Source organism: Micromonospora citrea (assembly GCF_900090315.1).
In the GTDB taxonomy this organism is placed as follows: Bacteria; Actinomycetota; Actinomycetes; order Mycobacteriales; family Micromonosporaceae; genus Micromonospora; species Micromonospora citrea.
Genome location: NZ_FMHZ01000002.1, coordinates 3,775,060 through 3,797,510 on the forward strand (window position 1 = coordinate 3,775,060; position 22,451 = coordinate 3,797,510).

23 protein-coding genes, 1 tRNA gene and 1 pseudogene are annotated in these 22,451 nt (G+C 70.4%); 13 read left to right on the forward strand and 12 right to left on the reverse strand.

Features of this window, described 5'->3' with window-relative positions; genetic code table 11:
* Positions 1-18: 18 nt before the first annotated feature.
* Complete coding sequence (gene pgfA / locus GA0070606_RS17280; protein ID WP_091101112.1) at positions 19-1,122, forward strand: cell envelope lipid trafficking protein PgfA; 1,104 nt, start codon at positions 19-21, stop codon at positions 1,120-1,122.
* Between the two features lie 360 nt (positions 1,123-1,482).
* Here the strand turns inward: pgfA and GA0070606_RS17285 are convergent, their stop codons facing one another.
* Positions 1,483-3,153, reverse strand: a complete 1,671-nt coding sequence (locus GA0070606_RS17285; protein ID WP_091101115.1) for a DUF885 domain-containing protein — start codon at positions 3,151-3,153, stop codon at positions 1,483-1,485.
* A gap of 226 nt (positions 3,154-3,379) precedes the next feature.
* Between GA0070606_RS17285 and GA0070606_RS17290 the strand changes: the two genes are divergently transcribed.
* Positions 3,380-4,351 carry a DMT family transporter gene (locus tag GA0070606_RS17290; RefSeq protein WP_091101119.1) on the forward strand — a complete coding sequence of 324 codons (972 nt, stop codon included), beginning with the start codon at positions 3,380-3,382 and terminating at the stop codon, positions 4,349-4,351.
* 81 nt (positions 4,352-4,432) lie between these two features.
* Here GA0070606_RS17290 and GA0070606_RS17295 read toward each other — a convergent pair whose 3' ends face one another.
* The 3 genes from GA0070606_RS17295 to GA0070606_RS17305 form a co-directional block, all read right to left on the reverse strand.
* On the reverse strand, positions 4,433-5,509 hold the full coding sequence (locus GA0070606_RS17295) for a PHP domain-containing protein (protein WP_091101123.1): 1,077 nt from the start codon (positions 5,507-5,509) through the stop codon (positions 4,433-4,435).
* A gap of 65 nt (positions 5,510-5,574) precedes the next feature.
* Positions 5,575-8,511 carry a glycosyl hydrolase gene (locus GA0070606_RS17300; protein WP_091101127.1) on the reverse strand — a complete coding sequence of 979 codons (2,937 nt, stop codon included), beginning with the start codon at positions 8,509-8,511 and terminating at the stop codon, positions 5,575-5,577.
* Positions 8,512-8,838: 327 nt separating this feature from the next.
* Complete coding sequence (locus tag GA0070606_RS17305; protein WP_091101130.1) at positions 8,839-9,588, reverse strand: M23 family metallopeptidase; 750 nt, start codon at positions 9,586-9,588, stop codon at positions 8,839-8,841.
* Between the two features lie 59 nt (positions 9,589-9,647).
* Between GA0070606_RS17305 and GA0070606_RS17310 the strand changes: the two genes are divergently transcribed.
* The 4 genes from GA0070606_RS17310 (at position 9,648) to GA0070606_RS17320 (ending at position 11,607) form a co-directional block, all read left to right on the forward strand.
* Positions 9,648-10,034 carry a hypothetical protein gene (locus tag GA0070606_RS17310; RefSeq protein ID WP_091101133.1) on the forward strand — a complete coding sequence of 129 codons (387 nt, stop codon included), beginning with the start codon at positions 9,648-9,650 and terminating at the stop codon, positions 10,032-10,034.
* Positions 10,035-10,137: 103 nt separating this feature from the next.
* The gene (locus tag GA0070606_RS32575; protein WP_176737346.1) at positions 10,138-10,305 is read left to right on the forward strand and encodes a hypothetical protein; all 168 of its coding nucleotides are present in this window, start codon (positions 10,138-10,140) and stop codon (positions 10,303-10,305) included.
* Between the two features lie 113 nt (positions 10,306-10,418).
* Entirely contained in the window at positions 10,419-10,946 is a 528-nt protein-coding gene (locus tag GA0070606_RS17315) for a tRNA adenosine deaminase-associated protein (protein ID WP_091101137.1), read from the forward strand.
* A 208-nt stretch (positions 10,947-11,154) separates the two neighbouring features.
* Positions 11,155-11,607 carry a nucleoside deaminase gene (locus GA0070606_RS17320; RefSeq protein WP_091107841.1) on the forward strand — a complete coding sequence of 151 codons (453 nt, stop codon included), beginning with the start codon at positions 11,155-11,157 and terminating at the stop codon, positions 11,605-11,607.
* Between the two features lie 47 nt (positions 11,608-11,654).
* On the opposite strand, the gene GA0070606_RS17325 is transcribed toward GA0070606_RS17320, so the two are convergent.
* The 3 genes from GA0070606_RS17325 to deoD all read right to left on the reverse strand — a co-directional run bounded on the left by GA0070606_RS17325 (position 11,655) and on the right by deoD (position 13,623).
* Positions 11,655-12,122, reverse strand: coding sequence for an acyl-CoA thioesterase (locus GA0070606_RS17325; RefSeq protein ID WP_091101140.1), 468 nt, complete (start codon positions 12,120-12,122; stop codon positions 11,655-11,657).
* Positions 12,119-12,757 carry a TetR/AcrR family transcriptional regulator gene (locus GA0070606_RS17330; RefSeq protein WP_091101144.1) on the reverse strand — a complete coding sequence of 213 codons (639 nt, stop codon included), beginning with the start codon at positions 12,755-12,757 and terminating at the stop codon, positions 12,119-12,121. The genes GA0070606_RS17325 and GA0070606_RS17330 overlap by 4 nt, the downstream gene beginning before the upstream one ends.
* 158 nt (positions 12,758-12,915) lie before the next feature.
* The gene (gene deoD / locus GA0070606_RS17335) at positions 12,916-13,623 is read right to left on the reverse strand and encodes a purine-nucleoside phosphorylase (RefSeq protein WP_091101147.1); all 708 of its coding nucleotides are present in this window, start codon (positions 13,621-13,623) and stop codon (positions 12,916-12,918) included.
* A gap of 75 nt (positions 13,624-13,698) precedes the next feature.
* Here deoD and GA0070606_RS17340 point away from each other — a divergent pair.
* A tRNA-Ser gene (locus GA0070606_RS17340) sits at positions 13,699-13,785 on the forward strand.
* Between the two features lie 87 nt (positions 13,786-13,872).
* Here GA0070606_RS17340 and GA0070606_RS17345 read toward each other — a convergent pair.
* Together GA0070606_RS17345 and GA0070606_RS34120 are read right to left on the reverse strand one after the other, a co-directional pair.
* Complete coding sequence (locus GA0070606_RS17345) at positions 13,873-15,138, reverse strand: tyrosine-type recombinase/integrase (RefSeq protein ID WP_091101150.1); 1,266 nt, start codon at positions 15,136-15,138, stop codon at positions 13,873-13,875.
* A 16-nt stretch (positions 15,139-15,154) separates the two neighbouring features.
* Positions 15,155-15,289, reverse strand: coding sequence for a hypothetical protein (locus GA0070606_RS34120; protein WP_483819072.1), 135 nt, complete (start codon positions 15,287-15,289; stop codon positions 15,155-15,157).
* Positions 15,290-15,312: 23 nt separating this feature from the next.
* Between GA0070606_RS34120 and GA0070606_RS17355 the strand changes: the two genes are divergently transcribed.
* The 4 genes and pseudogenes from GA0070606_RS17355 to GA0070606_RS33360 form a co-directional block, all read left to right on the forward strand.
* On the forward strand, positions 15,313-15,957 hold the full coding sequence (locus tag GA0070606_RS17355; RefSeq protein WP_091101156.1) for an HAD family hydrolase: 645 nt from the start codon (positions 15,313-15,315) through the stop codon (positions 15,955-15,957).
* 207 nt (positions 15,958-16,164) lie between these two features.
* Positions 16,165-17,220, forward strand: a complete 1,056-nt coding sequence (locus GA0070606_RS32035) for a hypothetical protein (protein ID WP_141721720.1) — start codon at positions 16,165-16,167, stop codon at positions 17,218-17,220.
* A gap of 16 nt (positions 17,221-17,236) precedes the next feature.
* A complete protein-coding gene (locus GA0070606_RS17365; protein WP_091101164.1) occupies positions 17,237-17,803 on the forward strand; it encodes a hypothetical protein in 567 nt (188 codons plus the stop codon).
* A gap of 179 nt (positions 17,804-17,982) precedes the next feature.
* Positions 17,983-18,139, forward strand: a pseudogene (locus GA0070606_RS33360) (haloacid dehalogenase); the annotation flags it as partial.
* 15 nt (positions 18,140-18,154) lie between these two features.
* On the opposite strand, the gene GA0070606_RS32040 reads toward GA0070606_RS33360, so the two are convergent.
* Positions 18,155-18,919, reverse strand: coding sequence for a hypothetical protein (locus GA0070606_RS32040; RefSeq protein ID WP_141721722.1), 765 nt, complete (start codon positions 18,917-18,919; stop codon positions 18,155-18,157).
* A 429-nt stretch (positions 18,920-19,348) separates the two neighbouring features.
* Positions 19,349-19,867: a MarR family winged helix-turn-helix transcriptional regulator gene (locus tag GA0070606_RS17375; protein ID WP_091101168.1), complete on the reverse strand. Its 519-nt coding sequence runs from the start codon at positions 19,865-19,867 to the stop codon at positions 19,349-19,351.
* A gap of 57 nt (positions 19,868-19,924) precedes the next feature.
* On the opposite strand from GA0070606_RS17375, the gene GA0070606_RS17380 reads away from it, so the two are divergent.
* Both GA0070606_RS17380 and GA0070606_RS17385 read left to right on the forward strand, forming a co-directional pair.
* Positions 19,925-20,641 carry an SDR family NAD(P)-dependent oxidoreductase gene (locus GA0070606_RS17380; RefSeq protein WP_091101171.1) on the forward strand — a complete coding sequence of 239 codons (717 nt, stop codon included), beginning with the start codon at positions 19,925-19,927 and terminating at the stop codon, positions 20,639-20,641.
* A gap of 228 nt (positions 20,642-20,869) precedes the next feature.
* Positions 20,870-21,613 carry an MFS transporter gene (locus tag GA0070606_RS17385; protein ID WP_091101174.1) on the forward strand — a complete coding sequence of 248 codons (744 nt, stop codon included), beginning with the start codon at positions 20,870-20,872 and terminating at the stop codon, positions 21,611-21,613.
* Between the two features lie 76 nt (positions 21,614-21,689).
* Here GA0070606_RS17385 and GA0070606_RS17390 read toward each other — a convergent pair whose 3' ends face one another.
* Positions 21,690-22,241: a DUF5872 domain-containing protein gene (locus GA0070606_RS17390; RefSeq protein WP_091101178.1), complete on the reverse strand. Its 552-nt coding sequence runs from the start codon at positions 22,239-22,241 to the stop codon at positions 21,690-21,692.
* Positions 22,242-22,451 lie beyond the last annotated feature (210 nt).

Here is a 22,451-nt window from a genome sequence, read left to right on the forward strand (position 1 = left end):
CCTCCGGGGAGGAAGAAGATGAAGCACCGCGCCATAGGTGCCGTGCTGTTTGGCGGCGGCATACTGCTCCTGGCGCTGGCCGCCGGGCTCGTGCTCGTGGTCAAGCCCGCGGTGGCGAAGCTGCCCTACGATCTGGAGGCGTCGACCTCGGTTGCCGAGGCGAAGGGTGCGACCTTCCTCCAGATCACCAACGGCAACATCGCGATCAACCGTGCCGACCTGAAGTCGACCATTCGCGTCTCGCCCGACGCGAAGACGACCGACGACCTCTCCGGTGACCTCGACGGCAAGGCCGTCGTCTGGCAGGTCGGCCAGACCGTCGAGCGGACGGACACCAAGGAACTGGTCAGCGCGTACGGGCTGGCGCTGGCGCTCGACCGGGTCTCCGGCGCCGCCGTGGAGTGGAACGACCAGTACCTCGACGACACCGGCACGCGGGAGAAGGTGCAGTTCTCCGGCCAGATGTACAAGTTCCCCTTCGGCGCGGAGAAGAAGACCTACCAGATCTACGACCGCGACGTGCGGGACGTCCGTCCGGCCGAGTTCAAGGGCACCGAGGTCATCAAGGGCATCGAGTCCTACCGCTACGAGCAGGTGATCACCGAGGAGCCGCAGAAGCTGGCGGAGGAGCGGGTGAAGCTGCTGCTCGGCGCGCTGGCGCCGGGCGCGAGCACCGGCAAGGTCCTCTACAGCAACACCCGGACCGTCTGGATCGACCCGGTGACCGGCGTGTTCCTCAAGGTGCGCGAGGTGCAGCGCAAGACCCTGGTGCCGGACGTCGGGGCGCCGACGACGCTGCTGGACGCGGACTTCTCGTACAACGACGAGACCATCACCGCCTCCGCCAAGCGGGCCGAGGACAACCGGCAGAAGCTGAGCATCGTCGGGGTGTACGTCCCGATCGGGCTGGCGCTGCTCGGTCTGGTGCTGGCCGCGGCCGGCCTGCTGGTGGCCCGGCGGGGTGCCGCGTCGGCGGTCGAGGCGCGGCACCGGGCGGACGCGGACTCGACGCCGACCTGGACGGACCAGCCGGCGGCGTACGACACCGCCGAGCAGCCGACCGTCGCCAACCCGGCGGTGCCGGGCCAGCGCCCGGCGACCGGCGAGGTGGAGCGGCGCTGACCGCGAGCGAAGGGGTGGACCGGCCGGTCCACCCCTTCGTCGTTCTGCCGGCCTTCGACGCGGCCGGTTCCGGCTTCGTTATTCAATCGTGACTCATCGATGACCTGGTTGCCGAGAGTGACGAATGCCTGGCTCGACTGTCCGCTTTCGCGGATTTTATCGGCCAATCCCGGGCCCGCATTCATCTACCGTCGGTCACGGCGTCGGCTCGGCGACCGCCTCCGGCGTTACCGCCCGGTAATCGAGGCCTTGTGAGGCGTGCGGCAGCGGGGCAGCATCATCGGCACATTCGTTACCCGTCGGTAACAGATGGTGGGATCCAGGTGCGGGGCCGGTGTCCCTCCGGCCCCGCACCGCCCCTCAGATTCGGGCGAGCGCCTTGCGCAGCGGGTCGAGCCCGAGCGAGCCCAGGTCGAGCGCCTGGCGGTGGAACTCCTTGAGGTCGAAGTCGGCGCCCTTGCGGGCCTTCGCCTCGTCGCGGGCCTGGAGCCAGATCCGCTCGCCCACCTTGTAGGAGGGGGCCTGCCCCGGCCAGCCGAGGTAACGGTTCAGCTCGAAGCGCAGGTTCTCGTCGGGCACCCGGCAGTGCGCGCGCATGAACTCCCAGCCCAGCTCCGGCGTCCAGCGCTCGCCCGGGTGGAAGCCGAACGGGTTGTCCCGGGGGATCTCCAGCTCCAGGTGCATGCCGATGTCGACGATCACGCGGGCGGCCCGGAACGCCTGCCCGTCGAGCATGCCGAGCTTGTCGCCGGGGTCGTCGAGGTAGCCCAGCTCGTCCATCAGCCGCTCCGAGTAGAGCGCCCAGCCCTCGCCGTGCCCGGAGACCCAGCAGAGCAGCCGCTGCCAGCGGTTGAGCAGTTCGGCCCGGACGGCGGTCTGGGCGACCTGGAGGTGGTGGCCCGGCACGCCCTCGTGGTAGACCGTGGTCACCTCACGCCAGGTGGAGAAGTCGGTGACGCCCTGCGGCACCGCCCACCACATCCGCCCGGGGCGGGAGAAGTCCTCGCTCGGGCCGGTGTAGTAGATCGCGCCGTCGCTGGTCGGGGCGAGGCAGCACTCGATCCGACGCACCTGCTCCGGGATGTCGAAGTGGGTGCCGTGCAGGTCGCTGATCGCCTTGTCGGCGAGCGTCTGCATCCAGTCCCGGAACGCCTCCTTGCCCTGGATGGTCCGGGCCGGGTCGGCGTCCAGCGCCGCGACCGCCTCGTCGACGGTCGCGCCGGGCCCGACGATCCGGGCGGCCACCGCCCGCATGTCGGCCTCCAGCCGGGCCAGCTCCTCGAAGCCCCAGGCGTACGTCTCGTCGAGGTCCACCCTGGCGCCGAGGAAGTACTGCGAGGCCAGCTCGTAGCGCTCGCGGCCGGCGGCCTGCTTCTCCCGGCCCAACGGGGCCAGTTCGGTGCGGAGGAACTGCCCGAACTCGGCGGTCGCCGCGGTCGCCGCCGCCGCGCCCCGGCGCAGCTCCGCGCCGAGGGTGCCGTCGGCGCCCAGCCGCTCGACCAGCCCGTGGAAGAAGTCGTCGCCGTCCGGGTCGGTCCAGATGTCGCACTGCTTGGCCACCTCGACCAGCTGCACCCGCGAGCTGACGTGACCGGCGGCGGCCGCCTCGCGCAGCGTCGTCTTGTAGCCCTCCAGCGCGCCCGCGAAGCCGTTGAGCCGGGCGGCGATGTTGGCCCGGGCGTCGTCGCCCTCGGTCGGCATCAGGTCGAACACCATGCGCACCTCGTGCAGGCCGCTGGCGATCACGTTGACCTCGCTGGCCGTCTCGCCGGCCTCGTGGCGGGCGAGGTCCAGGCCCAGCCGTTCCTGCATGGCGTCCTTGGCGATCCGCTCCGACTCGGATTCCGGCTCGGTCACGTCCAGGTCGGCCAGGGTGCGGCGGATCAGGTCGGCCTTGGCCGCGTACCCGTCGGGCGACAGGTCGTCGAGCTGGTCGTCGTAGCCGGCGATGCCGACGTAGGTGGCGCCGGTCGGGCTCAGCGGCGCCCAGTCGGCCACGTACCGGTTGGCGAGGTCATCGATTCGTCCCACGCTGCGACCCTACGCGACGCGGCGGCCGCGTTGTCGCGCGTGTTTGCGGTGTTCAGGGCAGCCGTCGCGGAAGCCGGGACCGGACCGGCCCGGGCGCGCCCTTCCCGCCCCCCGGCGGCGACGCCCCGGCGCCTGATCCCGAGCCGTGGGACGGCGGCTGTGGTGGTCGACACGGCGGCAGAAAGGGCGCGAGACATTGTCGTACGGCTGCGGCAGAGTGTCAGGGGTGACAGCGGACTTGACTCCTGACCGGGTGGCGTTGCGGAGCTGGCTGCCCGGGTTCGTCGCGCTGGCCGCGATCTGGGGCTCCAGCTTCCTCTTCATCAAGGTCGGCATCGAGGAGCTGCACCCGCTGCACCTCACCCTCTACCGCGTCTGCGCCGGCGCGCTGACGCTGCTGGTGATGCTCGCCGTCCTGCGGGAACGCCTCCCCGCCGAGCCCCGGGTCTGGGCGCACCTGACCGTGGTCGCCGCGTTCGGCGTCGCCGTGCCGTTCACGCTCTTCGGCTACGGGGAGCAGCGGGTCGAGTCGATGCTCGCCGGCATCTGGAACGCGACCACCCCGATCATCGTGCTGCCGCTGGCGGTGCTGGTGTTCCGCACCGAGCGGCTGACCGCGCGCCGAGCGGTCGGGCTGGCGCTCGGCTTCGTCGGCGTGCTGGTGGTGCTCGGCGTCTGGAAGGGCGTCGGCGGGGCGCACTTCGTCGGGCAGCTGATGTGCTTCGGCGCGGCCGCCTGCTACGGCGTCGCCATCCCCTACCAGAAGAAGTTCGTGGCCGGCAGCGCGCACTCCGGGCTCTCGCTCTCGGCGGCGCAGCTGCTGATCGCGGCCGCCCAGCTCGCGGTCGTCGCGCCGTTCGTCGCCGGGGCGCCGCCGTCGCCGACCGGCCTGTCGGCCGAGGTGTTCGCCTGCGTGCTGGCGCTCGGCGCGCTCGGCACGGGCCTCGCGTTCGTCATCAACATGCGCAACATCCGGGTCGCCGGGGCGAGCACCGCCTCCGCCGTGACCTACCTGATCCCGATCTTCGCGGTGCTGATCGGCGCCGTCGTCCTCGGCGAGCGACTCACCTGGCACCAGCCGGTCGGCGCGCTTGTCGTCCTGCTCGGCGTCGCCGTCTCGCAGGGCGTGTTCGGCCGGCGCAGGCCCGCCCCGGCCGACGACGTCCCCGCCCCCGCGCCGGTCGCCGCCCGTCGCTGAGCGGTCCCCGGCCCGAGGCGGCACCCTTGCCCGCGCATCCCGCCACGCCTTCCCGTAGGCGCGCCGTCCGACGGGTCGCCGTCAGGCCGCCGCGTGCCCGCGCGCCCAGTCGACCAGCCGGTCGGCGTCCCAGGTGTTGACCACCCGGTCGGCGGGCACGCCGCAGCGGGCGGCGCGCTCGCAGCCGAAGCGCTGCCAGTCGAGCTGGCCGGGCGCGTGCGCGTCGGTGTTGACGGCGAACTGGCAGCCGGCCTCCAGCGCCCGACGGATCAGCCGCTTCGGCGGGTCCTGCCGCTCCGGCCGCGAGTTTATCTCGACGGCCACGCCCCGCTCGGCGCACGCGGCGAAGACGGCGTCCGCGTCGAAGTCGCTCTCCGCCCGCGTACGCGGCCGGTGCGCCCGGTCGCCCGGCCCCTTCACCCCGGCCGGCCGGGACGACACCATCCGCCCGGTGCAGTGCCCGAGGATGTCCAGGTGCGGGTTCGCGATCGCGGTCAGCATCCGGCGGGTCATCCTGGCCCGATCGTCGTTCAGGCCGCTGTGCACCGAGCCGACGACCACGTCGAGGCGGGCCAGCAGCTTCTCGTCCTGGTCCAGCGACCCGTCGGCGAGGATGTCCACCTCGATGCCGGTCAGGATCCGGAAGCCCTCCGGCAGCGCCTCGTTGACCTTCGCCACGTGGTCGAGCTGGCGGCGAAGCCGGTCGGCGGTCAGCCCCCGGGCCACCTTGAGCCGGGGCGAGTGGTCGGTCAGCACCATGTACTCGTGGCCCAGCTCGACCGCGGCGAGCGCCATCTCCTCGATGGGCGAGCCGCCGTCGGACCAGTCGGAGTGGGTGTGGCAGTCGCCGCGCAGCGCGGTCCGCAGGGCGGTGGCCTCCGCGTCCAGGTCGGTGCCCTCGGTGGCGACCAGCCGACGCAGGTAGACCGGCTCCTCACCGGCGATCGACTCGGCGACGCAGCGGGCGGTCACGTCGCCGACCCCGGACAGCTCGGTGAGCTTGCCGGTGCGGGCCCGCTCGGCCAGCTCCCCGGCCGGCAGCGCGGCGAGGGCCGTGGCCGCCGAGCGGAACGCCCGGACCCGGTAGGTCGCCTCGTTCGCCCGCTCCAGGAGGAAGGCGATCCGACGGAGGTCGGCGATCGGGTCCCGGGCGCTCATTCCAAGGAAAATACGCCTCCGCGCCGCCGGTCGTCGGACGACCGGCGGCGCGGAGGGTCACGGGATCAGGAGTGCGGCAGCTTCACCAGCGACTTGTCGCCGATGCCGAGGGTGGTCGGGTTGTTCCCGATCGCCGACCAGACCTCCACCCGCACCGTGCCGTTCGACAGGTTGCCGAGGGCGCCGGTGGCGGAGTGCAGGCCGCTCTGCTGGGTGTAGCGCTCGTAGCCGGGAACCGGGTCGGTGGCGAAGTAGCGGTAGGTCTCCACCCGCTCCCAGCTGCCGTTGCCGGTCAGGTCGTAGGAGACGCGTACCTGCACCCCGTTGCCGACCGCCGTGCCGGCGTCGAGGAACAGGTCGAACGCGGTCTGTCCGCCGGCGTACGCCAGGTCCAGGCCCGTCGCGGTGAACACCTGCGGGTTGCGCGGCGTTCCGTCGTGGTTGGTGCCGCCCGCGCCGGCCACCGTGGCGGTCGCCGGGCCGCCGGCCGCGGCCAGTCCGCCGTTGGGCAGCAGGTACCGGGTGGGGAAGTCCGCCGGCGGCGGGGTGGTGGGCGGCGGGGTCGTCGGCGGAGCCGTGGTGGGTGGGGTGGTCGTGGGCGGGACCGTGGTGGGCGGGGTGGTCGTGGGCGGCGTCGTGCCGCTGACCCCGCCGGTGGCGGTGCCGCCGCTCCAGGTGTACGCCCCGCTGGTCGCCGTCTTTCCGGCGGGCACGTCGAGCCGGGTGCCGTCGGAGAAGGTGACCGTCAGCGGTGCGGCGGTGATGTTGCTCGCCACGTAGGTGCGGGCGCCGTTGCGCTGGAACACGGCCGCCAGCGGGTGGTTGGCCGTGACCGGGGTGTGCACCGTCCCGAGCGCCGCGAGGTTGCGGATCCAGTGGAAGGTGTGCGCCCGGCTCTCGCCCTCCTCCGGCGTGTACCCGGGGTTCGCGCGCAGCTTCGCCAGCGCGGCGTCCGGGTCGCCGAGGGCCAGGAACTGCCAGTGGATGTCCTGCCACACCGTCGGCTCGCCGCCGTTGTTGCGCACCAGCTCCTGGTAGTTCGCCCGGTTGGACGCCGGGTACTGCCCGAGGTAGAGGTGCCCGCCGGTGACCGGGAGCATGTTGATGCCCTGGATCATCTCCGGCTCCGCGCTGAACCAGGTGGCGTACGCGCCGCCGTCACCCCAGACCATGCCGACCGTGGAGTGCCCGAACGCCGCCGGGTAGTTCTCTCCGGTCACGTCGAACCAGTACTCGTGGATCGCCGCGGCCTGGGTCGTGTGGATGAAGATGCCGGCGTCCCGTACGGCGGTGTTGCCGGTCGCCTGCCCCCACTGGATGAGGGCGTTGGCGAAGTTCATCCCCTCCGACGAGGACTCCTGGTTGTTGCCGGCGTGGAACGAGCCGTGCCCGGAGGCCCAGTCGTGCCCGGCGTAGATGTCGAAGTCGCGCAGGTACGGGAAGCGGTTGTCGGCGCGGTCGTAGTTGTTCGCGTCCCGGATCAGCAGGTCGATCATGCCGCCGTACTGGTCCTGCCGGGCCCAGGCCGGGTCGAACTTGGCCAGCGTGGCGGCGGCGGCGATGTAGTAGCCGTAGTGGAAGTGGTGGTCGTTGAGCTCCTGGTCGGAGCCGTACGACGCCGGGTAGCCGATCAGGGTTCCCCAGTTGCGGTCGTAGTGGAAGACCTTCGAGGTCTCCCCGGGCGAGGCGGTGAGCCAGTCGGTGAGCGTGCTCCGGATGGCGTTCAGCGCGGCGGTACGGGTCTCGGCGTCGCCGACCTGGTCGGCGATCTCGGCGATCCGGGCGGCCCGGCCCAGGCCCTTGCCCGTCCAGTAGGTGTCGCCGCCGCGCTGGTCCATCGGGTTGCCCCGGACGGCCGCCAGGTGGCTGCGCAGCGTGCTCAGGTCCGCGCCGTTGCCGGTCGCGACGGCCGGCACCTCCGGCAGCACCCCGTTGAACCTCATCGAGGTGCGGAACGCGTCCACGCCGGTGAGCACCTTCATCCGGCCGCGCGCCGACGGGTAGGTGAGCGCGAGCGGGGTGGCGCCGGTCAGCGACCGCCACTGGTGCGGGTACAGGCTGACGACCGTCCGGTTCGCGGTGCCCTCCCGGGCGGTCGTGGTCAAGGTGTACGTGGTGTTGACGGTGCTGGTCGCCGGGTCGTACGCGTACGAGACGCGGGTGCCGGTGACGTGGGCGTGGGCGTACCGGCCGTAGGTGGCGGCCAGTTCGGCGCGGGACGCGGCGTCGGTGCTCGGCGTGGTGGGCAGCAGGGCGACCGAGAAGTAGCCCTTCCCGGCGAGGCTGGACGTGATCCGCCCGCCGTTGACGGTCCAGGTGGCGCCGGTGGGCGCGTACGCGACGTAGTCGTGTCCCCGGACGGTGAAGCCGATCGTGGCGCCGCTGTTCGACCAGACCGTGGCGCTGCCGCCGGTGGCGTTGACCAGCGCGTCGCCGCCGCTGGTGCGGAAGTACGCGAACGGCAGGCCGTGGCCGATGGTGGCGCGCATGGTGCGGGCGCCGTCGTTCCAGTAGGGCGTGACCGTCCAGTCGGTCCAGCCGTCGACCTTGACGACCGGGGCGCCGAGCGCGGCCACGCCGACGCGGATGTCCTCGGCGTACGCGTACTTGAACTCGCCGACCCCGGTCGCGGTGCCGGTGATCGTGGGGGTGGAGGTGGCCGACAGGCCGAGGCCGTCGCCGAAGGGCTGGTAGGAGACGGGGTGCGCGTGCAGCGGCTCGCTGTAGGAGCAGTTGGTCCGCTTCCACAGCAGCGACGACCACCAGTCGTTGGTGGGGATCGGCCCGGCGGGGGCGTCGGCGGTGGCGAACTGGCGGGGGTTGGTGGTCATGTCGCCGCAGCCGGTGGGGAGGGGGCCGACGCGGTCGGTGGTGTAACTGCCGGCGCCGACGGTGGCGGCTTCGGCGGGGGTGGTGGCGACGACGGCCAGGCCGCCGAGCGCGACGGCCAGGGCGGAGGTGGCGGCCACGGCCCAGTTGCGGCGGGTCGGGGGAGGTTTCACGGTTCCTCCGGTCGGGAGTGCCGGTCGGATACGGAAGCCGACCGGCGGGGGTGAATTGTGAAGAAAGTTGCTTCAGAGAGCGCTCTCTTGCCGCCGGACGCTAGCCCAGCGGCGAGACTTCCGTCAATGTTTCCGGGCGGTGAACCGCTGATGCCGACAATCGTCGCGCCCGGCCCGGCCCTCGGGCGGCCCTCAGACAAGCTCCGGTCACCGCCCGCCTCCGGGCCGGGTCAGCCCGCCTTCGCCGGGCCATCGGGCCGGGTGAGTTCGCCGTCGCCAGGGCCTTCGGGCCGGGTCAGCCCGTCGTCGCCGGGCCTCCAGGTCGGGTCAGCCCGTCGTCGCCGGGGCCTTCGGGCAGCCGTGCCGGCGGTGCCAGGCCGACACCTCGGCGGCCGGCTCGCGGTTGCCCTTGCGCCGCCACGAGTTCAGGTAGGGCGCCGGCCAGACCACGCCCCGCCGGATCCACCACCCGTCCCGGCCGGTGCACGGCGGGGAGATGCCGAAGTGCAGGTGGCAGACGTTGTTGGCGTTGCCCGTCCGGCCGACCGCGCCGAGCCGCTGCCCGGCGCGCACCCGCACCCCGGCGTCGATCCCGTCGGCGATCCGGCTCAGGTGCGAGCCGTAGTAGCGCACCCCGTCGTCGCCGAGCAGCGAGACCGACAGCCCGCCGTTGTGCGGCCCCCGCGGCCCGCGCCGGTCGAACCGGTCCACCCGGCTGACCTCCAGGATCACGCCGTCGGTCACCGCCACCACCGGCTCGCCGCAGTCGGCGAAGATGTCCGTCCCCGGGTAGGCCGAGTGGGTCGGGTGGTAGGCGACGTCGGCCGCGCGTACCGGGAAGACGTGCGGCAGCCCGGCGCGGGTCGGCGCCGCCGACGGGCCGGTCGGGGCGACGGGGGTCGGGGCAGCGGGCGGCGGCGTCGGCTGCGCCGCCGTGGCCGGCAGGCTCGGCCGGGGAGTGCCGGGCGCCGTTCCGGGCCGGCTCGTCGCGCAACCGGCGGCCAGCGCCGGCACGAGCAGCAGCAGGACCGGGTACGCCGGACGCGCGCGGCGGCGTCCGATCGTCGGCGAGGGCATCCGGACATCCTGACAGAGTCGGTACGGTGGGACGAGGTCCACGGCGGAGGGAGGGGTCGGTGACGACCGGACGGTACGCCTACCCGCCGGAACCGGACTTCCGCCCGGCGCCGCGCGCCCCCTCGGGGCTCTTCCCGGCCGGGCCGCCGTCGCGACCCACCTACCGCGAGCCGCACCCGGTCACCGGCGCGGGCGTCGCCGCGGGCGGCGGTGCGGCCACCGCCTGGCTCGTCCTGTTCGGCCTGCTGGGCCGCAGCGTGCCCGAGTACGCCTGGTGGACGCTGCTGGCCGGCGCGCTGGCCTGGCTGGTCGCGCTGCTGCTGGTGCGGGCCGGCGATCGGGGGGTGGCCACGGGCATCGCCATCGTCACCGCCGGCGGGTGGAGCATCGCCGCCGCCGTCGTGGCGGTCCGCTGGGCGTCGAGCGGAGACTGGCCGCTCTGGTAGCTCTCGACGCCGACGTCCGGTTCGCGGCTGCGCTGCGTCGCGGGCCGGCTGCGCAGCGAATCCCGTCTTGACGTGGCCGCTCGGACTCGGCACCCTCGGCGGTATGGCCTGGACCACTCCGCGGCTCGACCCCGAGCGCAGCCGTCGTCGCCAGCAGCTCCTCGCCGAGTTGGCGGGCGCCCGGGCGGTACGCCAGCGCGAGCGGCCGCAGCGGGTGCGCAGCGAGCGGCTGCGGGAGCTGATCGCCACCCGTCGCCGCATCGCCGGCTGACGAGTTTCCCCAGGATTGGTCGGCCCTTCGGGGCGTTGACCGGTCGCCTGCCGACCCGACCGGCTAACGTGCACGCGTAACGGGTCGGGGTGCCGAGGCTTTTTGGGGGGACCGTGTCGTACTTCGCTGCGGCGGTCGTGCGTGACGACAGTGGTTGGACCGCCGCCGAGGTGAACCTGCGGGGTGTCACCGACGTTGACGACGTCGCCGACCGGCTGCGCGACGTCGACTCCGACGCCGACCTGTCGCTGCTCTTCGTCGAGGCGGACGACGCCTACCTGGTGATCCTGCGTCTGGACGAGGGCGAGGACCTGCGGGTCTTCGGCTCCGACTCCGCGTACGCGGAGGAGTCCCGGCTGGGCGCGCTGCTGGTCGGGGACCTGAAGACCTCGGTGACCGGGCTCGACGACACCGACGAGCCGCGCCCGGCCGCCTCCGGCGACGAGGAGACCGAGCAGCCCGCGGTCGACCCCGAGGCCGACCCGGTCGGCGACGCCGACATCCTGGCAGACCTGGGCATCTCCGCGCAGAAGCTGCTCAACCTCTGCGCGCACGAGGGCATGATGCCCGCCGACGTCACCGCCGAGGTGTGCCAGGTGCTCGGCTGCGCCGACGAGGTCGAGGAGCTGCGTGAGGTCTGACGGGCCCGGGTCCGTGGGGCCGGGACGCGTGGGGCCGGGACGCGCGGGGGCAGGCGGCGGCGAGCCGGCCGACGCCACCGATCCGGCCCTGGGGACCGTACGGCCGGGGCAGCCGACCCCGGGTTCGCCCGGCCGGGTCGGGCCCGGCGCGCGGGAAGGGCTGGCCGACCCGGACGGCGCCGGCCGGCGGCAGCGGCACGAGGTCTGGATGCGCCGGGCGCTGGAGGTCGCCGTCACCGGTCCCGCCTCCGCCGGCCCGGGCGACGACGAGGGCGGGCCCGACGACATCCCGGTCGGCGCCGTGCTCTACGGGCCGGACGGCGCCGAGCTGGCGATCGGGCGCAACGAGCGGGAGCTGACCGGCGACCCCACGGCGCACGCCGAGGTGCTGGCGTTGCGCCGGGCCGCCGAGCGGCTGGGCCGCTGGCGGCTCGACGGCTGCACGCTGGTCGTCACCCTCGAACCCTGCACGATGTGCGCGGGCGCGCTGGTGCTGGCCCGCGTGTCCACTGTGGTCTTCGGCGCCTGGGAGCCGAAGACGGGGGCGGCCGGATCGCTCTGGGACGTGCTGCGCGACCGCCGGCTCAACCACCGGCCGGAGGTCTACGGCGGCGTGCTGGAGCCGGAGAGCGCCGCGGTGCTGCGCGCCTTCTTCCGCTGACCCGCCGCCTCTGCCCGGCGGGGCGGGACGCGGTTCGGCTCCCTCGCTCAGGCCGGGGCCGGGGCGGGGCGAAGCAGGGTCGCGGCGACCGCGCGGGCGGCCTCGGTCCACGGGGTGGGTCGCCGGGTCGCCGGGTCGAGCCGGACGATCGCCCGCCGGCCCTCGGCGTAGACGGTGCCGCCGTCGGTCGAGCGGAACCGGTAGGCGTACTCGGCGCTGCTGGTGCCGAAGTGTTCGAGCCAGAAGTGCACGGCCACGGGCCCCGTGCCGGTGATCGGGGCGCGGTAGGTGATGCTGAACTCGCGTACGGCGTGGAACGCGTCGGGGGCGATCTGCCGCCCGCCCGAGAAGGAGATGCCCCGCTCCGCCCAGTACGGGGTCAGCGCCCGCTCCAGCAGCACCGCGTAACGCGCGTTGTGCAGGAGGCCGAGGGCGTCGAGGTCGTCGAAGTGCACCGTGACGTGCTCCACGTGACCGAACTCGACGGCCGGCTGTTCGATGATGGCGTGGCTCATGGGTGGCCTTCCGTTAGCAGGGTCGGATCGGGGCACAGCGCCCGCAGGCGGTTCAGCAGGCCCTGGCGGGCGTGCCGGTAGGTGGTGTCGGGGTCCAGCAGCCGGGAGCGCATCGCGGCGGCGATCCCGAGCGCGTCGATCTCGTACGCCAGCTCGGCGACGTCGGTGTCGGCGGGCAGTTCGCCGGCGTCGACGGCCTCCCGGACGAGCCGTTCGAGGAACGCGGTCCAGCGGCCGAACACCTCGGCGAGCCGGTCCCGGACCGGGCCGGGTCGGGCGTTGTACTCGAAGTCGGTGCTGGCGAAGAAGCAGCCGCCGGGGAGCACCCGGGCGGCGTAGAAGTCGATCCGGGCCCGGTGCAGCGCCCAGAGCCGCCGCACGCCCACAGGCGCGCGCAGGGCCGGCGCGACGATCAGCTCCTGCCACTGCTCGACCGCCCGGTCGACGGTGGCGAGTTGGAGTGCCTCCTTGGAGCGCCAGTGCGCGAAGAGGCCGGACTTGCTGACCCCGAGCGAGTCGGCGAGCTGGGCGAGGGAGAGCCCGTGCAGGCCGACCTCGGTGGCCAGCACCACCGCGGCGTCGAGCGCGGCGGCGCGGGTGCGGTCTCCGCGCGCCAGGCGTCCGTCGACTGTCATGGGGAGGAGACTAATGAATGTGCACGACCGGTCGTATAGTTTTTCCGCGTGACGGTGGTCACCCGTCCCGCGCCGAGGGCCCGGGCGGAAGCACGCCGAGACGACGCCGCCCCGCCGAACCGGAGCGGCTCGGCGGGGCGGCGGGAGACGCCGGAGGGTCAGGCGACGATCGTGTCCAGGGCGATCTCGACCATCTGGCTGAAGGTCTGCTCGCGCTCCTCGGAGGTGGTCTTCTCGCCGGTCTTGATGTGGTCGCTGACGGTCAGCACGGTCAGCGCGCGGGCCTTGAACCGGGCGGCGATCGTGTAGAGCGCCGCCGACTCCATCTCCACCGCCAGCACGCCGTAGTCGGCGAGCGTGTCGTAGAGGTCCGGGCGGTCGGTGTAGAAGGCGTCCGCCGCCAGGATCGGCCCGACCCGCATGCTGATCCCGCGCCGCTCGGCCACGTCGACCGACGTACGCAGCAGCCCGAAGTCCGCGACCGGGGCGTAGTCGATCAGCCCGTCGAAGCGCATCCGGTTCATGTTCGAGTCGGTGGACGAGCCGATCGCCGCGATCACGTCGCGCAGCCGCAGGTCCTCCGAGAGGGCGCCGCAGGAGCCGACCCGGATCAGCGTCTTCACGCCGTACTCGTTGACCAGCTCGTGGGCGTAGATGGAGGCGGAGGGCATGCCCATGCCGGAGCCCTGGACGGAGACCTCGACGCCGTTCCAGCGGCCGGTGAAGCCCAGCATGCCCCGGACGGTCGAGTAGCAGGTGGCGCCCTCGAGGTAGGTCTCCGCGATCCACTTGGCCCGCAGCGGGTCGCCCGGCATCAGGACCCGCTCGGCGATCTCTCCCGGCTTCGCGCCGATGTGCGTACTCATGGCAAGGATCCTGCCAGGCCGCCCCCGGGGATGCCGGTTCGGCGTCGGAACCCGGCGTCCTGTACCCTCGTCGGCGGTGGCGTGTCCGAGTGGCCTAAGGAGCACGCCTCGAAAGCGTGTGAGGGTTTACGCCCTCCGCGGGTTCAAATCCCGCCGCCACCGCTCGCTGAACAGGCGGAACGCCCGGCGACTCTCCATGAGTCACCGGGCGTTTCCCTGTCGTGGTCTCAGTTTCGGTCTCAATTGTCCTCACGACGCCTTGCTGAGCACCCCGGCCCCGCCGTCGTCCGGGTCGTGGTCAGCCGTCGGCGCGGGCTGCCAGAGCAGACCACCGACCCGCTTGGCCACGTCTCGTCGGACCTGTCCTGTGAGGTGCTGGTAGCGCCGGGCCATGCCGGAGTCCGACCACCCCATGATGCCCATCACGGCACGCTCGGCCACGCCGAGAATCAGCAGCACGGTTGCCGCCATGTGCCGGGCATCGTGCAGCCGCCCATCGCGCAGTCCGGCGCGGGTTAGCAGCCGCTTCCATTCGGTGTAGTCGGTGCGCGGGTTGACCGGGCCGCCGGTCGGCGTGGTGAACAGATAGCCGGTATCCGCCCAGAGCTGCGCGGCGGTCTCGCGCTCGGCGTCCTGTTCTTTCCGGTGCTGGCGTAGCAGGGCAACCAACGGATCCGGAAGGCCGATACTGCGCCGACCGGCCCGCGATTTCGTGTCGGCGGTTTCCGCGCGTAGTGGCTGCCGGTCCGGGCAGTGACCGCCAAACTTCCGGCCGCACGGTTTCGTGCAACCGTGCTTCCATTTGGGGCGCTGCCGGGCGCGGCGAACGGTGAGTATCCCGCCGTCGAGGTCCATGTCATCCCATTTCAGGCCCAACACTTCACCCTGCCGCAATCCGAGCGCCAGCGCGATTTCCCATCGCGCACTGTTTCGGCGCTCGCTGGCGGCGAGCAATAGCCGCTGAACGTCCTCCACCGAATACGGTTCGACCTCTTCGTCTTCGAGGCGGGGAGCTTTCGCCAGACTGGCAGGATTGCGCACCAGGTGTTGCCGGCGCACCGCCTCGTTGAGTGCGGTCCGCAGCGTGCGGTGGGCCTGATGGGCGGTGGCGGGGGCGCTGCCGGCGGCCTGCATCTTGCGGGTCAGCTTCTCCACGTGCTCGGGTTGCAACTTCTCCAAGCGGTGCGCACCGAGTCCGGGAATCAGGTGCCGGTACACGGCGACCCGGTAGCCGGCGATCGTGTTGTCACGAACGGCCGGCGCGGCGATGTTCTCCACCCAGTGCGTCAGCCATGTCTTGACCGTCCATGACTGTCCCGCCTTGCGGACGGTGCCCTTGTCGCGGTCGCGCTCCAAATCGCGCACCTTGCGAGTGACGATGGCCTCGGTCTTGCCCCGAACGTGGCGGCGGTCGGGACTGCCGTCGTCCTTAATGCCGACCGTCACGCGGCCGTGCCAGTAGCCGTCGCTGCCCTGATAGATGCTCGATGCGCCGTTGGGCTTGCGTTTTCCCATAAGTTCCCCGTCTCTTTCAGGCAGCGTTTTCTAGCGCGGTCTCTTCGGTGAGTAGGTTCTGCACGTACTCGTCAAGGCAGAAGGCCGGAACGCGCCGGAGACGGCCGATCGTGACCGTGCGGATCTGACCGGTCTTGACGAGCGCGTACATCGTGGTGCGGCCGATGCCGGGCGGTGCTGCTCGACTTCGACGGCCCGGTGTGCAACATCTTCGCCAACTACCCGGCGCCGCAGGTCGCCGCCGAGTTGGTCGACGTGCTACGGCGGTGCGGCGTCGATGTGCCGCCGGAACTGGCCAGCGAGCCGGACCCGCTTGAGGTACTGCGCCGGGCCGCGGTGGTCGGAGACCGGCGGGTCACGGAGGCGGTAGAGGACGCCTTGTGTTCAGCCGAGTGTCGAGCTGTTAAGACTGCTGAGCCGACGCCTTTCGGTCGGGAGGTCATCGTGGCGGCGCGGCAGTCTGGGATGTCCGTAGCAGTGGTAAGTAACAACTCGGCTGGGGCTGTGAGTGCCTATCTAATGGCGCACCGGCTCGCCGCGCATGTCTCGCCGGTCATCGGCCGAAGTTATGCCGACCCGGATCGAATGAAACCCAGCCCTGAACCCATCCTTCAAGCGGTGCGAGCCGTTGGTGAACCGGCCCACCGCTGCGTCCTAATAGGCGACTCGCCATCAGATATTGCGGGCTCCCTCGCCGCAGGCGTAAAGGTCATCGGCTATGCGAACAAAGCTGCCAAGGCGGATTCGCTGCGAGTAGCAGGGGCGGATGCTGTAGTTGACACCGTGCGAGAAATTGTCGACCGCCTATTGCTGGCATGAGAGGATCAATGAAGCATATGTAACCCAATTTTGCGGATTTACCTGATCTGTTCGTTTAGTATGCGGGTTCCGATTTGTGTAATCCTAGTGTCGTCAATGTGACACGCGGCGTGTCCGCCTGGCTTCGTCGACTTGAGGGAACGCCGAAACTGGAAACATTCGCTACAATAACACCACGCGAACCTCGTCTATGCGTGGGGGATGTGGATGGCAAACTACGGGTACCGGCTCTACACGTTCCAGATCGCCAATGGCGACAAGCGCAAAGCGGTCAACTTCAAGGACTGTAGTGGCGAGCACTATGTAGATGTCGCGCAACGCCTCCTCAAGTCCTTGTCGCAGCAAACCATGATTGGAGATGCTCCTCTCAACTCCACTGACGTCCTCGGTGTGGTCAACGACCAATCGCAGGGCGACGTACAGCGCTACGTTGATGAGCCGGCTTTCCGCGTTGAAGAGGTTCGCGTAGTCGACAGAACGATCCGAGCGACGGTTTTGTCTGGCAAATTCGGTAGTCATGAAAAGGCGCTCAGTGCCGCTGGGGCGGAGCAAGACGCCGACATTCGGGACAAGGCCGCAAGTAAGCGATTTCGGCTCGTGTTGGCGCTACCTGATGACGGCTTCACCGGCATTCTCGCTGTGGAAGACATCAGCCGTTCGCAACCGGTTTCTGCTATCACTCGGTGGTTGCGGTGGAGTTCGCGGGGGGAGGCCGTGGCTAGTTCAACTCCCGATAAGGAGGCTCCATGGTGGCGGCCGATAGTTCACCCTCTGGCTGACGAAGCTCGTCTAATTCAGATGATTAGCGAGGGTAACGCTAACAAATTAGAACTCGTGAAGCTCTCCATTACCTCTGCCAGAACCAGGCAACAAGAACGCTTCCGCGTATCTGCCCCTGTGGTGGATGAAGGGATGGCGGCCCAGATTGCTCAGATCGTCAAGGGATGGATACGGCGCACGAGCGTGGCCGAAACCTCTGGCGAGGTGTCGGATTGGACGACAGATGAGGAAGCGGCGAAGCAGCTTGCGGCGGTTGTTGGTCCCGAGATCGCCAATTTGGACGTGGACGATGGTTGGGTGGTCCTGAGCGACGCCGACGAAAAAACAAAAAAGGTGAGCCCGACGAGAATGTCTGAAGTGTTCACTTATGCCCAGCCGCGCGGAGACAGAAGTGACACACCCACGTTCTACGCTTTGGTCAAACAGACGGCGCAGAGGCTCCAGGCGGCAGCCAACCTGACTATCGACTGGCCTGCGCAGTAGCTAGAGGGGGCGACCGGTGCTCAGCCGCTTCAACATCGTCCCAGTCCTGCGGGGTCACTGGAAGGGCTTGAGCGATGGGCGATACCGCACGTATCGTCCGGATTGGGTCGCCCGCTGCATCCTAGCTGCGCCCGTAGGCGTTTTTGTCCTCATGTTGTGGTCAGGTACAGGCTTGGCCGCCCCCACGCCGCTCCTGACCGCCGTGGCGCTTCTGGCTGGAGGCATGCTCAGCACCTTCACCCATCTCTCTACGCTTCGCCTCAAGCTGACCGAGTGGTTAGAAAAGTTCGATGATGGTGAGGATGCGCGGTTCGTGGTTGAGCGAGAGTCGCTCGACGAAACTGCTGCGCACCTGCTTGCAGGGTCACTCGTGTGTGCTATAGATGCGGCAGTTCTGGTCGTTGGAATGAACGTCTCTACCTCTGACCGGGGAGCCCTGGAGGGAATTTGGGCCGCTCTCGGCGGAGGGTTGAGCAGCTATATTCTACTCGTATTCATAATGGTGATGCCTCGGATGTATTCAGCATATGTTGAAATCAACAGCGTAAGCACTAAGCTGAGCGGCTTCTCAAAGGATCGTTGAGGTCGGCGAGTCCAGCGGGTCGCCTCCGGCCGACTAGTGGAGTCTCAGGCGCAAGCGAGTTAGCTAGCCGACCAGGCCCTTGCAGCGGTCTAAGTTGTGGTCTCATTCGCGGCAGTGCGGGGGTGTTCACTCCGGTGTGGCCGCAGGGCGTCGAGCCTGTTCACGGGCAGTAGCCTACGACGCCGTACGGTCGGGAAGTCATCATGGCTGCTTGGCAATCAGGAATGCTGGTGGCGGCGGTTAGCAACAATTCAGCTGGCGCGGTAACCGCTTACCTCGCGATGCGCAGGCTTGCCAAGTATGTGTCTCCGGTTGAATGGTCGACCATACGCCGACAATGAGAACTTCATCTTATGAAAAAATGCTGGCGATTCGGGTCGCCAGATCGGCAGCCCCGGAAAGTGTGGGAACCATCCCCTGAAGGCTGGAAAACAGAACCTTCATCCTCGTGCGGCTCGGGTTATCGGCCCTTGCCTCAGCAAGAAAGCCGTCGAGCACTTCGACTGCCTCATCGTTATTCGACGCCCTGACAATCTGCTCAAGTTCGCGCAGCGCTTCAACTGTGTCTGTTCCGTACCGACTACGATATTGCCCGACATTGGAGTTGACGATGATGCTCTTGCTGACCACGTTGGAATTGTCGCCAACTGAGAGGTATTCATTGTAAGTCACGACAGGATCGCGCTCCCTTAGCCGTTTGTCGCCTTCGGCCGTTACGGCAACCACCGTAAACGAGTTAAGGTCGGAGGACGGAATTTCGCCTTCAGAGGCAATTTTGAGCTGCCCCCATTTTATTAATGGTTTCACAATGCAGATTGCGTATCGCTCGTGCTCATTCATGCCGGAAGCGATTTCCCTAATGCTCAAAGAGTGATCGTGACCTCTGAAAACGATGTCGATTACCTGACGCTCCACAGTGTCGCGTTCGGAGTGGCTAAGGCTCTCGGCTCGCGCTTTAGCATCGCTTATGGCGGAACGTTCGCGGAAGTGGCCACGCAGAAAGAATGCAGCGACCACAATTAGGACTAGGACCCCAATGCAGTTCTCAAGAAAGCTGGTCTCCTCGGCTGCCGCTGATCCAGCCAGTGCATCATAAGCAAGGAGGGGTGACGTCATGATCTACCTTCTTATCGGGCGAGATCGAGTATCCCTCAGCGAGAGATGGGCACGTGTGTCGGATCAACGACTCTTGTGCCCAGGGAACGTGTGGTCTCAGTTGTGGTCTCGTTCGCTGCGATACGTCGGTGCCCGATGCCGTCCGTCGGAGAGTGTTGCGCCTGGGCGGCCATCCCGGGACGCATCTGGCGGGTGGTCGCAGACCTCGAAAGCGTGTGAGGGTTTACGCCCTCCGCGGGTTCAAATCCCGCCGCCACCGCTCGTGACAAGCGAGAACGCCCGGTCGATCCGCGAGGATCGCACCGGGCGTTCCGCTTGTGGCCCCGGTTCCCGGTCGGCGTCGACGTCGGCGCGGGCGGGGGCGTCCTCCGGGCGCCCGGCCTCGCCCGGTGCCGCGTGGCGTCATCGGCGGGCAGTCGCTCCGGAGCGCTACGCGCCCACGGTGGGAATGGGCCCCGGTTCGGCGATCGCGTGGATGAGGCGCTCCAGTTGCGTCGCGAGCTGGCGTTGCTCGGCGGCCGTGAGGGACGCCAGCAGCTCCCGCTCCCGGTCGAAGATCTGCCCCGCGACGTGGTCGATGAGGTCGCGACCGCCGTCGGTCAACTGAACCAGCACCCGGCGGTCCGGGCCGGGTGTCCTCGTCACCCACTCCTGTCGCTCCGCTCTGGTCAGGCGCTGGGAGATCGCCGCCGGCGTCACGAGGGTCTGCTCGGCGAGCTCGCGGGTGGAGAGGGTGTAGGGGTGGCCCGCCCGGCGGAGCGTGCCCAGCAGGTCCAGCAGGGCCGGGTCGATGTCCAGGGTGGCGAGCAGGCGGCGCCGCTCGTCGGAGAACACCTTGGCCAGCTGCCAGATGCGCGTCACGACCGCGATGGACGAGGGGTCGAGGTCGGGTCGTTCCCGTCGCCAGGCCGCCTCGATCCAGCCGGCCCTGTCGGTGCCTGTGCTCACCCGACCAGTGTACGTTAAGCTCTTAATAGCAACGTTTAGGCCTTAACGGAGGGCGTCATGTTCGTGGTCACCGGCGGTGGAACCGGCATCGGTCGCGCAGTCGCGTCGGCGCTGCACGAGCGGGGAGACAGGGTGCTGGTCACCGGGCGGCGGGCCGCCCCGCTGGCGGCTCTCTCCCAGGAGGCCGGGGGCGGGATCGAGTTCCTGGCGTGTGACAACTCCGACCCGGCCGACGCGCGCCGGCTCGCCGAGTCGGTCACGGAGCCGGTCGACGGGCTCGTCCTCTGCGCGGGCGGCAACCCGGCCATCGGCCGCCCCGAACCCGAGAGCCTCGCCGACGTCGCCGCCCTGCTCGACGAGACCATGGCCAGCAACGTCCGATCGGCCGCGCTGACCGTCGCGGCGCTGGAGTCCCGCCTGGCCGACGGGGCCTCCGTGGTGCTGTTCGGGTCGATCGCGGCCGAGCACGGGGTCGGGTTCTACGGGCCCGCCAAGGCGGCCGTCGCCTCCTACGCCGTGGGCCTGGCCGCCCGCCTCGGCACCCGGGGGATCACGGTCAACTGCCTGGCTCCGGGGTACGTCACGGACACCGAGTTCTTCCGTGGCGGCATGACCAGGGAACGGGAGGAGCAGCTTCGCGGGCAGACGATGACCGGTCGCGTCGGGGCGCTCTCCGACGTGGTCGCCTGCGTCCTGTTCCTCCTCTCGCCGCAGGCCCGCCACGTCACCGGCCAGACGATCCACCTCAACGGCGGCGCCGTCACCACCCGATGAAGGACTTCCTGCGCTCGTGGGTGCCCAGCGTGGTCGCGTCCGTGGGCACCGGAGCGCTGTTGTTCCTCAGCAGTTGGTGGCTGGCGACCCACGCCAACGGCCTCGTCCTCGGCTGGGTCCTTGGGGGGACGGGTGTCGTCGCACTGGTCACCAACGCACTCGCGAGCGGGTGGGTCGACCGCGCGCCCCGCCGACGGAGCGCTGATCGGCCTCGGGCACGCCCACTCGGTGGCACCCACGGCGCTGCTCCTGCTCGCACTGGCGCTCGGCGCCACCCTCCTGGCCGGCTCGACCCTCGGCCTCCGGCGCCGGACGGACACTCCACGGCCGGCACCGGCGGCCGGCCCGCAGATGTCGACCAGGCGGGTGTGGCGGTACGTCACCGCCCGCCCGGACCTGCGCTACCTGCTCGCCTTCGGCGCATGGAGCAACCTGGCCGTGTCGCCGGTGCTGGCGATGCTCCCCGCCTGGTACGGCGACCTGCTGGGCCCCGGACCGGCGACGGCCGTCTGGTCGAGCCGCGCCCTCGCCGCGTACGCCGTGGGAATGATCCTCGGCAGCGTCCTCATCGGCGCCCGCCCGGTCGAGCCCGACGGCAGCCGAGCGCTGCTGCAGGCGACCCTCGCCCACCTGTCGATCTGTGCGGGGCTCGCCGTCGCCTCGGCACTGGCGTCGACGTGGGCCATCGTCGTCGCCCTGTTCTGCGTGGGTGGGCTGTTCTCGATACTCGTCGCGGCGGGCGGTCAGGTCTGGCTGCACGCCGCGCCGGCCGAGGCCCGGGCCCGCATCCTCAGCCTGAAGCGACTCGTCGCCTTCTCCACCATCCCGCTCGGCACGGCGCTCATGGGCGCGGTGGGGAACCGGTTCGGCTACCAGCAGTCGACGGGTCTCTTCGCCGCGACCTCGGCGGCCCTCACGCTGGCGAGCCTCGTCAGTTGGCGGATCCGGGCCGGCGCCCGCGTGCGGACGTAGCCGCGGCCGGGCCCCCGGGATCAGCCCCGTCAGCGCGGGTCAGCGCGGTCAGCGTCGGTCGGCCTGCTCCGCGCGGTCAGCGTCGGTCGAGTTCCGACTCCAGCCGCTGGATGAGCGTCTTGCGGCCCTTGCCGTCGCGCTCGCGTCGCAGCGCCGCCCTGAGCTGGCCGGTGTCGAGGCCCCGCACCAGCTTGGTCGCCTCGGCGACCGGCAGCTCCGACAGTCGCGCGACCGACGTGGCGTCCCGGCGCGCCCGTTTCGCCGGCTCGGTGTTGGCGACGAACTGCTTGCCGGACTTCGACTCCCGGCGCTTCTTGGCGTCCGTCGCGCGCCGTTCCTTCTCGGAGAGCTGCTCCCAGGCCCGTTTGGGCAGGTAGCGACTCGTCTCGGCGCCGTGCCGCGCCCGGGTGTCACCTTCGCGGGTCTGCCACTTCTCGTTGCCCCAGCGCTGGAGGGACTTCTGCCGCTCGTCCTTCGGGCCCTGGTAGCCCCCGCCGCGCCGCTGGTACTCCTTGGTGAGCAGCTGCGACTTGCGCGCCGACCACTGCCCCGGCCTGCCGCCCCTGTCGGAAGCCATGATCTCGTCCTTGACCTGCTCCCGCAGTTCGGGCTTCGTGTACCGCGCCATGCCCGGGCGGTTACCCGGCGCTCGGCCGCCCATGCCTCGGGCAGCGCCGCGCACCGCCGAGCTACAGGAACCTCGGGCGGCGCCGCGCACCGCCGAGCTACAGGGACCTCGGGCGGCGCCGCGCACCGCCGAGCTACACGGACCACGGTCAGCGCGACGGCCCGACGGTCAGGTACGCACGCGGTCCTCGCCGACCGGGTCGGCGAGGAC